Below are 11,981 nucleotides of genomic sequence, written 5' to 3'. Positions count from 1 at the left end.
ATGTACACGGATTTAAAAGGAAAAGTCGTTGCCATTACGGGAGCTTCATCAGGATTAGGAAAAGCGATGGCGATCCGCTTCGGACAGGAGCAGGCGAAAGTCGTGGTTAACTACTATAGTAATGAAAAAGACGCCCAAACCGTTAAAGAAGAGATTCAAAAAGCGGGAGGCGAAGCGGTCATCGTTCAAGGAGACGTCACAAAAGAAGAAGATGTCAAAAACATCGTGCAGACCGCAGTGAAGGAATTCGGCACATTGGATGTCATGATCAATAACGCCGGCATGGAAAATCCGGTTCAGTCGCATGAAATGCCGCTTAAAGACTGGAACAAAGTTATCAACACCAATCTGACCGGCGCTTTCTTAGGAAGCCGCGAAGCCATTAAATATTACGTAGAGAATGATATTCAAGGAAACGTCATTAACATGTCAAGCGTACATGAAATGATTCCATGGCCGCTGTTTGTTCACTACGCGGCGAGTAAAGGCGGTATCAAATTGATGACGGAAACGCTGGCGCTTGAGTACGCGCCGAAGCGCATCCGTGTTAACAATATCGGACCGGGAGCCATCAATACGCCGATCAACGCGGAAAAATTTGCGGATCCCGTTCAGAGAAAAGATGTGGAAAGCATGATTCCGATGGGATATATCGGTGAGCCGGAAGAAATCGCGGCTGTCGCCGTCTGGCTTGCTTCAAAGGAATCAAGCTATGTGACCGGGATTACGCTGTTTGCTGACGGGGGAATGACCAAATATCCGTCATTCCAGGCAGGCCGCGGATAAGAAAAAAAGCGATCGCAGGCTCTTTAGAGCCGGATCGCTTTTTGCTTACGCGCGTTTTTTCTTTACAAGCGCCGCGATGGAAAGGATAATCGCCGCAGCTGACAGAACGATGGCTGCAATATCAAGCGCTGATACGCCGGATTTGCTTTCTTCATTTGACTGTTCAGCTCCGTGCGCATCCGTCACGCTGGCCGATTTCGTGATTTTCGTAATCGAGTGGGGCGTGTCGGCTTTCTCATCACCCGTCCATTCTACAATGCTGCCGTCTTTGTAATATTGATAAGCGTCCCAAGCGGCATCTCCGCTCTTTTCAGGATTTTTCGCAACGAACGTGAACTGCTGGAATTGGCCGGGCTGAATGCCGCCGTCCTTTGCTTCCCAAGTGACGGAGACCGCTTTGTCATCATGTTTGGATACGGATGTTTTCCAGCCCGGAATCGGCTGATACTGCTGAAATTCAACGCCGGCGGGCATTTTCAGCACGACTTTCGTTGTCGGCTCATTCTTTTCCACAGGCACTTTCATCGTGTACGTTTCCCAAGAACCGGCCGCGGATTCCGCGGGTTTGACTGAGACGTGGGCGCTTGCTGCAGCCGTAAAACCGACGAGTGACAGGGTCACGGCGGATATGAATATTAAAGCCTTTTTTTTCAACATGAGATACACTCCTTAGTTTGTCGTTGAGAATATTTGGTTGATTTCATTAAAATCGTTTGTCAGTCCGTGGACTTTGATCTTCCAGTTTCCCTTTTCGGTGATGGACAGGTTGGCGGCTTCGAATGTGCCTTCCTTCGTCTTCTTCAAATCAAAGGTGCTTTCATGCTGTTTGCCGCTGAAGCCCGTCTGGTAAACAGTGACCGTAAATTGCTGAATGTCTTTTACTAAGCTGCCGTTATGATCGGTGACAATGACTTGAAATTCATTTTTACCCGGCTGGTTCGGCGTAATGTGCAAGGATAGGGTCTCCCCGTTTCCGATCGTTTCTGAGCCGTTAAAAGGCAATGGCGCAGGCGGCGGCGGGCTGGGCAGGCTTGTGAAGACGGCGGTTGTGAATAACACCGCAATACCAAGTGCCCATTCGGCCTTTATCGTTGCGCTGATGCTCCTTTTTCTGCTGAACTTCGTCATCCATACGTGAACGGCGCCGAGCGCAAGCATGATGACAAACAGTCCGATTTTCAAAAGGAGCGTCTTGCCGTAAGCGGTGTGAAAGAGTGAATCAAACGAGCGGATAATGAAAAATCCGTTCAGCACACCTGAAAATAACAGCACGCCGACAGAGGCGAACGCCCAAGGAGAAAACCGTCTGACCGTTTCCCAAGCGATGGTTTTATCGGTTTTTCTCCACTCTGATGAAAGAAGCAGCACAAGAGCGGCTATACCGCCCATCCATACAGACGCGGCCGATAAATGTAGAAAGTCCATCACGATGCCGACCGCTTTTTCGTCGATAACGGCTGCATGCCCGGCGAATGCTTTTGCCAAAAGCGAAGCGAAGAAGAGCAACAGCGGCGCCGTCCAGTACGCAAATGACCGAACTGCTTTCTTCTTCAGCAGCGGGATCATGGACAGGGCGAGCAGGATAAATAAGCTGATCTGGATCATCCAGACGTACCCGCCTGCCGTTTTCAGAAGCGTTTCTTTTACATAGTCCGGCTGAAACGCGGCGCTCCAAGCGCCGCCCGCGTTTTCTTTCGTCTGGATCGGGAGCTGGCACACGAGCGCGAGCCCCGTTAAACATAAAGAAATCACGAGCAGCTTTACAGTTCGTTTTGCTTTTGATGAATCTTCATTATTTCTGTACCAAAACAGATGGAAAAAAGCCGTGCCGATAAACAGGGAGAGAGCGGTGTACAAAATACCGCGGTCGATGGCCGCTTCGGGATGAAGCGCCGCTTGCGATGATGTCTGCTCCTGAAGTTCACCGCCGGCTTTTCCGATACTGAAAGGGATGACGCCGGATACCGGATGTCCGTCGGCCGATACCGCGTTCCATTCCGCTCTGTAAATATCATGCGGCAGATTTTTTTTCAATGCCGCGGTCATGATGCGGGCATTATTTTTTTGAATCACCGTTTTGCCCGCGTCAACCCGTTCGCCGGATGAATTATAGACCTTAATGGAGTGGAAGCCTTCTTCAATCTGTTCATTAAACTCAATTTCAATCTGCTTCGGCGCTTGTTTTAATTCGCTGTTCTCACCCGGATTTGAGTTTGTGATGTAGGCGTGGGCGAAGCTTGTTTTCGGAATCAAAACAAGGAACAGCAAAAAGATGAGCCAGCGTTTGTTCTGTCTCATGGATGATGACACCGCCTTCCGGTTGGTTGTTGTTATGTCTTGCTGCAGGTGCATCCCTTCTGCCTGTCGTGTAAGATGATGTCCGCCGCCTCGTCAAAGGTGCAAATGACCCCGCCGAATCCTTTTTGAAACCGTTCTGCGTAATCAAGCGTTGAGAAGGGAATCGCCTGAGGCCGGCAGCAGTGAAGGTCAATATCGGCATGGACTAAAAAGTATGCGGAAGCGGCCGTCAGTGTCGTCTGGAGAAGAAAATCCTTACAAATGACGTGGGACACTTCTTCCTTTTTATCCTCATACCGCAAAATCGCGCAATGAATGCAGCACATCTGCTCAACGGCTTGGGAAACGGTAATAAGCTGAACAGAATACGAATGCTGAATCGGCCGCAGGCAATAGCCGCATTGATTGGCGCTTTGTTCTGAAGCGTGAGGGAGCGTAATGCCGCCGGGTGTCCGGATAATCCGGTTTGCATCCGCCAGCTGATTGACGTCTCTGTACACGGTCATCTCGGAGACGCCGAATCTCTCGCTTATGTCAGAGATTTTCAGCGCGCCCTCTTCTTTCAGCCATTCGAGCAAGGTTTGCTGTCTGTGAATCGGAAGCAATTCTGCATCCTCCTTTTTATGCGAATGAGTGATGAACCTCCCTCTAAGAGTAGATGTTTTCACAAATGCACACAAGAGCCTGATGATAAAATATGTGAAAAAATGTTGAACAATCACAAATGTAAAACACGCAGTCGGACTCTGTTATAATAGAAGAGTTGAATGGAGGAATAAACATGAAAGAAACGACCTGCCCGAACTGCGGCAAGCCGATTACAGGCGACATGGTCAGATCATCCATGATCCCGTGCCAGTTTCAGTGCGGGCATTGCCATGTGAAATTGCGTGAATATAAAGTATCAGCTCCGATTATGGCTGCGGCCATTGCGATCACGGTGCTTTTGATTTATCTTGTGCAGATGGCCAGAACCGCCGTCATGCCGATGTTTCCGGCAGCGCGGTATGTGCCGGCCGCCATTTTCGCGCTCGTATGTGCGTATCCGGTGTTTATTGTCAGTGAGCGGCTCATTGCCAAGCTCGTCGTCACAAAAGGACACATTATATACAGAAAGCGGTAAGACACCTTTGATGAGGTGTCTTTTTTTTGTTAAGGATTTGTCACAGTCTCTGTGCCAAACTCCTCTTTACTTTTCATTGAATGGGGATTGTAAGCGTTTTATGATGAAGACACAGGGGAGAGAGAAACCCCGTGTCTTATTTATTTTCATCTGAAGGCAGGCAAACAGGGAGGGAATGAACATGCAGCAAGAACAGCAAGCTGGCATGAAAGTGAAGATACAGCGGTTCGGCAGTTATTTAAGCGGTATGATCATGCCGAATATCGGCGCATTTATCGCATGGGGAATTATCACCGCGCTGTTTATTCCGGCGGGATGGTTTCCCAATCCGCAGCTGAATACATTGGTAAGCCCGATGATTACGTATCTTCTGCCGCTTTTAATCGCATATACGGGCGGAAAAATGATCTATGATCACCGCGGGGGAGTCGTCGGAGCGACGGCCGCCATCGGAGTCATTGTCGGAGCGGACATTCCGATGTTCTTAGGGGCAATGATTATGGGGCCTTTGGGCGGTTATCTCATTAAACAATTAGATCGTGTGTTTAAAGATAAAGTCAGACAGGGTTTTGAAATGCTGATCAACAACTTCACGGCGGGAATTATCGGCGCAGTGCTGACGATTATCGCGTTTTATGCGATCGGCCCGGTCGTCCTGTCTCTTAACAAATTGCTGGCGGCGGGTGTGGAAGTCATTGTCCACGCGAATTTGCTGCCGATTGCAAGCGTTTTCGTAGAACCGGCGAAAGTCCTGTTCCTGAATAACGCGATCAACCACGGCATTTTAAGTCCGATCGGAATCGAGCAGGCCGCCAAAGCGGGTAAATCCATTCTGTTCTTAGTGGAAGCGAACCCCGGACCGGGACTCGGTATTTTACTGGCCTATATGTTCTTTGGGAAAGGCTCTTCAAGATCAACAGCTCCCGGAGCGGCGATCATTCATTTCTTCGGGGGGATTCATGAAATCTATTTCCCTTACATTTTAATGAAACCGATGCTGATCCTCGCGGCGATCGCCGGGGGAGCGAGCGGACTGCTTACATTCTCGATCTTTAACGCGGGTCTTGTCGCCGCATCATCTCCGGGAAGCATCATCGCCATTTTGGCGCTGACGCCGAAAGGAAGCTATCTCGGCGTGCTGGCGGGCGTCATCGTTGCCGCGGCCGTATCGTTTATCGTCTCGGCGCTTATTCTGAAATCGTCTAAAGCGGGCGAAGAAGATTTGACAGCCGCGGCGGAAAAAATGCAGGAAATGAAAGGCAGGAAAAGTGAAGCGGCGGCCGCATTGGCAGACAAAGAGGAAGAGCCGGAAAACAGCGCCGCTGATATTTCCGCTGACCAAGTCAGCCGCATTATCTTCGCATGTGACGCGGGTATGGGATCGAGCGCAATGGGCGCCTCCATTTTAAGAAACAAAGTGAAAAAAGCAGACCTGGATATTGATGTGACAAATACGTCGATCAATAATCTTCCGAATGACGCGGATATCGTCATTACGCATAAGGACCTGACTGACCGCGCGAAAGCGAAGCTGCCGCAGGCGGTGCACATTTCGGTTGATAATTTCTTAAACAGCCCGAAATACGATGAACTGATTGAAAAGCTTAAAAACTAATCAAACAGAAAGAGGGATCTTCATCATGGAAGTATTGGCTAAAGCGAACATCAAACTGAACCAGACAGTGAACTCAAAAGAGGATGCCATCCGCCTGGCGGGACAGACGTTGATTGATAACGGTTACGTGAAGAACGGCTATGTGGAAAAAATGTTCGAACGTGAAGAAACATCATCCACGTTTATGGGGAATTTCATTGCGATCCCGCACGGAACGGAAGATGCGAAGGATGAGGTGCTTCATTCAGGCATTTCCGTCATCCAGATTCCGGACGGTGTGGAATACGGTGAAGGCAATACGGCAAAGGTCGTTTTCGGTATCGCCGGAAAAAACAATGAACACTTAGACATCCTGTCAAACATCGCCATCATCTGCTCAGAGGAAGAAAACATTGAACGGCTGATCAGTGCAAAGACGGAAGAAGAACTGGCCGCTATTTTCAGCGAGGTGAACTGACATGATTGCCCTTCATTTCGGAGCGGGAAACATCGGGCGGGGCTTTATCGGCGCCCTGCTCCATCATTCCGGCTATGACGTAGTTTTCGCTGATGTGAATGAAACGATGGTCAGCCTTCTCAATGAAAAGAAGGAATATACCGTGGAGCTTGCCGACGGCGGCAGGCAGACAGAAATCATCGGCCCCGTTTCAGCCATCAACAGCGCGGTGCAAGAACAAGAGCTGTACGGGCTGATCAATGAAGCGGCGATCATTACGACGGCGGTGGGCCCGAACGTTCTCAGACTCATCGCTCCGTCCATCGCGGAAGGTCTGAAGCGCAGAACGTCCTCTGAGCCTCTCAATATCATTGCCTGTGAAAATATGATCGGCGGCAGCAGTTTTCTGAAAAAAGAAGTTTTCGGACATTTGACGGAAGCGGAGCGGGAACTCGTGAACCGGACAGTCGGCTTCCCGGATTCTGCGGTAGATCGGATCGTGCCGATTCAGCACCATGAAGATCCGCTGAAAGTATCCGTAGAACCGTTTTTTGAATGGGTCATAGACAGAACCGGCTTTGCCGGCGATCAGCCGGTACTTAAAGGCGCGTTGTTTACGGATAATCTTACACCTTTCATTGAGAGAAAGCTGTTTACCGTCAATACCGGGCATGCCGTCACGGCGTATGTCGGCTATCAGCGCGGATTAAAAACCGTCAAAGAGGCCATCGGCCATCCGGAAATCCGGCGTGTCGTGTACGATGCACTTTCAGAAACGGGCGAGTACTTGGTGAAAGCGTACGGCTTTAAGCAAGCCGAACACGAGCAGTACATGAAAAAAATCATCAGCCGCTTTGATAATGAATACATCACGGATGATGTGACAAGAGTCGCCAGATCACCGCTCAGAAAACTCGGAGCGAATGACAGATTAGTAGGGCCGGCCAAAAAAATAAAAGAACCGAATGCGCTGGCGGAAGGTATCGCCGCCGCCCTGCGCTTTGACTATCAGGATGATCCGGAAGCGGTTGAGCTGCAAAAGCTTATCACGGAAAAAGGCACGAGCGGCGTTCTTCAAGACATTTGCGGTATTCAGCCGCATGAACCGCTGCACGGCATCGTGCTCAAAAAGCTCAATCAATAAAAATGAACCCGCGTCGGGGGGACGCGGGTTTTTTCTTGCGTTATAATGAGAGGGAAGGGAGGCTGCGTGATGAATCAGACGCTATTGCCCCATCGTTTTCCGTTTCTTTTGATTGACGGCACGACGAACAGTGAAGCCGGAAAATGGGCGGCTGCTTACAAAAACATCAGTGAAAATGACTGGTTTATAACTGAATCCCAAAGAGAGATGCCATTTTCGCTCGTCGTTGAAGCAATGGCCCAAACGGCGGCTTGCGCGGGAATTACCGGCGGTGACGGCCTCGGTCTCTTATCCGCGGTGAAGAAAGCGGAAAGGTTAGGTGCCGCTTTGCCGGGAGACCGTCTGGATCTTTTTTTTGAGGTCACACGAATCAGACGCGGTTTTGTGTTCGGCCGGGCGAAAGCGTCCGTTGCGGGAAAGCCTGTGGCGGATGCCGAGCTCAGCATATTTATCCAGCCATCGTAAAAAAAGCCGCCTCCACCGGCGGCTTTCGGACAAGCGTGTTATTTTGTATCATAATCTCTTTCACTTTGTGAATTGTCCCTTTGGTCATGTTTGTGTTTTTCGTCATTGGCGTTTTCCTTCAGCTCTTCCAGCGGAATCGGATCGGTTAAATCATGATGTTCAGGATTTTCATTCGGTTTATTCTTTTGTTTTCTTTCTTTCATCCTCCATCACCTCAATATTTATTTTCCTCAACGCTCGCCCTGCCAAACGCAGGAAGCGGTTTTTTGTTCCTGTGGGTCATATGTATTAAAATAGAGACGACTACAATATAAAAAGTGAGGTACATATATGCCGATACAAAGAGAAGACGCAGATATTAAACTGATCGCGATTGATATGGACGGAACCCTGCTCAATGACGAGCAGCTCATCCCGGAGGAAAACCGGCGGGCGATCAAGGAAGCGGAGGCGAAAGGAATTCACGTCGTCATCAGCACAGGACGCACGCTGATGACCTGCCGCGAACTGGCTGAGTCTCTCGAGCTGTCATCCTTTTTAATCACGGCAAACGGCAGCGAAATCTGGGATTCCAACTTTGAGCTGGTTGAGCGCAAGCTTCTTCATACCGATCATATTCAAAAATTATGGGATCTGAGGAATAAGCACAACACGAATTTCTGGGCTTCCACCGTCGATAGAGTGTGGAGAGGGGAATTCCCGGAAACGATTACGGATCATCAGTGGCTCAAGTTCGGGTTCGAAATCGAGGATGACGAAGTGCGGAATGAGGTGCTGAAAGAGCTCAAAGAATACAAGGAGCTCGAAATCACAAACTCAAGTCCGATCAACATCGAAGTCAATGCCCTCGGTATCAACAAAGCGGCTGCGCTGGCGAAGGTATCGGAAAAACTCGGCTTCACGATGGAAAATGTGATGGCCATGGGTGACAGTCTGAATGACATTGCCATGATTGAAAAAGCGGGTGTCGGCGTCGCCATGGGGAACGCGCAGGACATCGTGAAAGAAACAGCTGACTGGGTGACTGATGTCAACACGGAAAACGGGGTCGCCAAAGCGATCCGCCACTGGGTGTTATAATAGAAAAAAGAGAGAGTCTCAGCATGAGGCTCTCTTTTTTTGTTTTGTCAGATTTGTGACTAGGTCTATGGTAGGTTTTCTGACAAAAGGATGTTCAAACCTGTCAGAATTAAATATAATGAAGAGAAATTCAACAATTCGGAATAATCGTTCCGAATATCGGAATGATAATAAAATAAAACGTTTACAATACAGGAGGGAGCTTATGTTTCAGATTGACATCAATTGTGATTTAGGAGAGAGTTTCGGTGCTTATAAAATCGGACTGGATGAAGAGATTTTGGATTATGTGACATCTGCAAACATCGCCTGCGGCTTTCATGCGGGTGATCCCAGCGTGATGCGCAAAACGGTTGCGCTTGCGGCGGAAAAAGGCGTGAAAATCGGCGCTCATCCCGGGCTGTTCGATCTGCAGGGATTCGGGCGGCGGCAGATCGCGATTACGCCCGAGGAAGCGTATGATCTGACGCTGTATCAAATCGGCGCGCTGTCAGGGTTTTTAAAAGCGGAAGGTGTCGAGATGCAGCATGTGAAGCCGCACGGCGCTTTATATAATATGGCCGCTGTCAATCCCGGCCTGTCAGAAGCCATTGCTCAGGCGATCTGTCATTTTGATCCCGGACTCATTCTTTTCGGGCTTTCCGGAAGCGAGCTGATTAAAGCGGGAGATCGAATCGGACTGAGGACGGCAAGCGAAGTGTTTGCGGACCGCACCTATCAGGAAGACGGCACGCTGACGCCGCGTTCAGAGCCGGATGCGCTGATTCAGGATGACAAAAAAGCGGTCGGTCAAGTGATTCAAATGGTGAAAGACAGCACGGTGACATCACGTAAGGGACAAGCTGTAAACCTGAAAGCGGACACGGTCTGCATTCACGGAGACGGCGCCCACGCGCTGACATTCGCAAAAACAATCAAAAAAGAATTAAAAGCGGCAGACATTCAAATCAGTGCGCTTGCAAAAGACTGAGCAGCAGAGGGAGGAAGACAGCATGGAGCAAAAGAAAAAAACAGCCGGAAAGGCTTCCGGCAAATGGTCGCTTCTTTTAGGCGCGACATTTTTGATGGCGACATCATCAATCGGGCCCGGCTTTCTGACGCAAACGGCCACGTTTACCAATACATTGGCGGCAAGCTTCGGCTTTATCATTTTAATCTCTATTATTTTGGACATCTTCGCGCAAACCAATGTATGGCGGATTATCGCGGTTTCCGGAAAGCGCGGCCAAGAGATTGCCAATATGGTGCTTCCGGGCGCCGGTTATGCCATTGCTTTTCTGGTCGTGCTCGGCGGACTTGCGTTTAATATCGGAAACATCGGCGGCGCGGGTCTCGGTCTTCAAGTATTATTCGGAATCAAACCGGAGATCGGCGCTTTAATCAGCGCTGCGATTGCGGTTCTGATTTTCGTCATAAAGGAAGCCGGAAAAGTCATGGACCGTTTTATGCAGATCGCCGGAATCGTCATGATCGTATTGACGGTGTATGTTGCCGTAACGACGGCTCCGCCGGTCGGACACGCCGTTGTGAAAACTTTTATGCCTGATCATATCAGTGTGCTGGCAATCGTGACGCTTGTCGGCGGCACGGTCGGCGGATACATTACATTTGCCGGCGGCCACCGCTTGCTTGATTCAGGCATCCAAGGGAAGGAAGTCATTCCTCAGGTCACGAAAAGCTCCATCACGGGCGTCTTGATTACATCTATTATGCGGATTGCCCTGTTTCTCGCCGTGCTCGGCGTCGTTTCAAAGGGCCTGCGCATCGATCCTGATAATCCCGCGGCTTCTGTGTTCAAGCTTGCGGCGGGAAATGTCGGCTATAAAATTTTCGGCGTCATCATGTGGTCTGCCGCTATCACGTCTGTCATCGGCGCCGCCTATACATCGGTGTCATTCTTCAAATCGTTTTCGGCAAAAATCGAAAAGCACTCACATGGCGTAATTATCGGTTTTATCATTGTATCCACTCTTATTTTTGTCACGATCGGCCAGCCTGCCAAAATTCTGGTCGCGGTCGGTTCGCTTAACGGCTTAATTCTGCCGCTTGCATTAGCGATGATTCTGTTGGGCGCTTATAAGAAAAAAATCGTCGGCGATTACAAGCATCCGATCTGGCTCACGATTGCAGGGGCGATCGTAGTGGTTGTCATGGCGGTTATGGGCATCTATACATTATTCTCGCAAATGCCGCAGCTATGGAGCTGATGATATGAAAAACCATATGAGTGATACGAGTCCCGAAGAAGTCAGACAGCTTATCAGGAAAGGGCAGATGACCGGGCCGACGGCGGGGTTGGCCGCTTCTTACGCACAAGCCAATCTCGTCGTTTTGCAAAAGGATCTTGCCTTTGATTTTCTTTTATTCTGCCAGCGCAATCAAAAGCCTTGTCCGGTGCTTGATGTGACGGATGCGGGTTCACCTGTTCCGGCAATAGCGGCGCCGGGAGCTGATATCCGGACGGACTTTCCGAAATACAGGATTTATCGGCATGGCGTGCTTACTGAAGAGGTAACGGATATTACGCCGTATTGGAAGGATGATTATGTCGGGTTTTTGATCGGCTGCAGTTTTTCATTCGAGCAGGCCCTTATCAATCAGCACATTCCAATCAGGCACATCGATGAGGGTGTGAATGTCCCCATGTATAAAACAAATATTGACTGTGTTCCGGCGGGCTCGTTTTCAGGAAAGATGGTCGTCAGCATGAGACCGATTCCGGAAAGGCTTGCAGTCCGCGCGGCGCAGGTCACGTCACGTTTTCCCGCCGTGCACGGCGCCCCCGTCCGCATCGGAAATCCGCAAAGCATCGGCATCAGCGATTTGCATCAGCCGGATTTCGGAGATGCCGTAACGGTGCGGGAAGGTGAAGTTCCCGTATTCTGGGCCTGCGGCGTTACACCCCAGGCGGTGATCATGGAAGCAAAGCCTGATATCGTAATAACACATTCACCGGGGCATATGCTGATCACCGATATACGAAATGAATCGCTTGCTGTCCTGTAAGTGAGAAAGAATACAACGAGGTGATGAC

At 49.8% G+C, this 11,981-nt stretch carries 14 protein-coding genes; 10 read left to right on the top strand and 4 right to left on the bottom strand.

Annotated features, from left to right (window positions below; translation table 11 throughout):
- Entirely contained in the window at positions 1–786 is a 786-nt protein-coding gene (gene gdh, locus OWN49_RS17200) for a glucose 1-dehydrogenase (protein WP_007609424.1), read from the top strand.
- A 45-nt stretch (positions 787–831) separates the two neighbouring features.
- Here the strand turns inward: gdh and OWN49_RS17195 are convergent, their stop codons facing one another.
- From OWN49_RS17195 to OWN49_RS17185, 3 genes are read right to left on the bottom strand one after another with little or no spacing between them, the layout of a single operon-like run.
- Positions 832–1,443 carry a YcnI family copper-binding membrane protein gene (locus OWN49_RS17195; protein WP_043866834.1) on the bottom strand — a complete coding sequence of 204 codons (612 nt, stop codon included), beginning with the start codon at positions 1,441–1,443 and terminating at the stop codon, positions 832–834.
- A 12-nt stretch (positions 1,444–1,455) separates the two neighbouring features.
- A complete protein-coding gene (locus OWN49_RS17190) occupies positions 1,456–3,084 on the bottom strand; it encodes a copper resistance CopC/CopD family protein (RefSeq protein ID WP_077723130.1) in 1,629 nt (542 codons plus the stop codon).
- A gap of 32 nt (positions 3,085–3,116) precedes the next feature.
- Positions 3,117–3,689: a DeoR family transcriptional regulator gene (locus OWN49_RS17185; protein ID WP_176283118.1), complete on the bottom strand. Its 573-nt coding sequence runs from the start codon at positions 3,687–3,689 to the stop codon at positions 3,117–3,119.
- 176 nt (positions 3,690–3,865) lie between these two features.
- Between OWN49_RS17185 and OWN49_RS17180 the strand changes: the two genes are divergently transcribed.
- The 5 genes from OWN49_RS17180 (at position 3,866) to OWN49_RS17160 (ending at position 7,867) form a co-directional block, all read left to right on the top strand.
- Positions 3,866–4,207 (top strand): hypothetical protein, encoded by a 342-nt coding sequence (locus OWN49_RS17180; RefSeq protein ID WP_003156306.1) that lies wholly within the window; start codon positions 3,866–3,868, stop codon positions 4,205–4,207.
- 175 nt (positions 4,208–4,382) lie between these two features.
- Positions 4,383–5,822 (top strand): PTS mannitol transporter subunit IICB, encoded by a 1,440-nt coding sequence (locus OWN49_RS17175; RefSeq protein ID WP_014720723.1) that lies wholly within the window; start codon positions 4,383–4,385, stop codon positions 5,820–5,822.
- Between the two features lie 25 nt (positions 5,823–5,847).
- Positions 5,848–6,279 (top strand): PTS sugar transporter subunit IIA, encoded by a 432-nt coding sequence (locus OWN49_RS17170; protein ID WP_012116817.1) that lies wholly within the window; start codon positions 5,848–5,850, stop codon positions 6,277–6,279.
- Position 6,280: 1 nt separating this feature from the next.
- A complete protein-coding gene (locus tag OWN49_RS17165) occupies positions 6,281–7,402 on the top strand; it encodes a mannitol-1-phosphate 5-dehydrogenase (RefSeq protein WP_176283119.1) in 1,122 nt (373 codons plus the stop codon).
- A gap of 69 nt (positions 7,403–7,471) precedes the next feature.
- The gene (locus OWN49_RS17160; protein WP_176283120.1) at positions 7,472–7,867 is read left to right on the top strand and encodes a 3-hydroxyacyl-ACP dehydratase FabZ family protein; all 396 of its coding nucleotides are present in this window, start codon (positions 7,472–7,474) and stop codon (positions 7,865–7,867) included.
- Positions 7,868–7,905: 38 nt separating this feature from the next.
- On the opposite strand, the gene OWN49_RS17155 is transcribed toward OWN49_RS17160, so the two are convergent.
- On the bottom strand, positions 7,906–8,070 hold the full coding sequence (locus tag OWN49_RS17155; protein ID WP_003156294.1) for a hypothetical protein: 165 nt from the start codon (positions 8,068–8,070) through the stop codon (positions 7,906–7,908).
- A gap of 127 nt (positions 8,071–8,197) precedes the next feature.
- Here OWN49_RS17155 and OWN49_RS17150 point away from each other — a divergent pair, with 127 nt between their 5' ends.
- The 4 genes from OWN49_RS17150 (at position 8,198) to OWN49_RS17135 (ending at position 11,953) form a co-directional block, all read left to right on the top strand.
- Entirely contained in the window at positions 8,198–8,947 is a 750-nt protein-coding gene (locus OWN49_RS17150; RefSeq protein WP_003156292.1) for a Cof-type HAD-IIB family hydrolase, read from the top strand.
- 205 nt (positions 8,948–9,152) lie between these two features.
- The gene (locus OWN49_RS17145) at positions 9,153–9,917 is read left to right on the top strand and encodes a 5-oxoprolinase subunit PxpA (RefSeq protein WP_077721806.1); all 765 of its coding nucleotides are present in this window, start codon (positions 9,153–9,155) and stop codon (positions 9,915–9,917) included.
- Between the two features lie 22 nt (positions 9,918–9,939).
- A complete protein-coding gene (locus OWN49_RS17140; RefSeq protein WP_044053272.1) occupies positions 9,940–11,154 on the top strand; it encodes an NRAMP family divalent metal transporter in 1,215 nt (404 codons plus the stop codon).
- 4 nt (positions 11,155–11,158) lie between these two features.
- Positions 11,159–11,953: a putative hydro-lyase gene (locus OWN49_RS17135; RefSeq protein WP_077721808.1), complete on the top strand. Its 795-nt coding sequence runs from the start codon at positions 11,159–11,161 to the stop codon at positions 11,951–11,953.
- Positions 11,954–11,981: the final 28 nt, after the last annotated feature.

The sequence above is a fragment of the Bacillus sp. NEAU-242-2 genome (assembly GCF_027853835.1).
GTDB classification, from domain to species: Bacteria; Bacillota; Bacilli; order Bacillales; family Bacillaceae; genus Bacillus; species Bacillus velezensis.
This window is presented reverse-complemented; position numbering and strand designations above follow the sequence as displayed.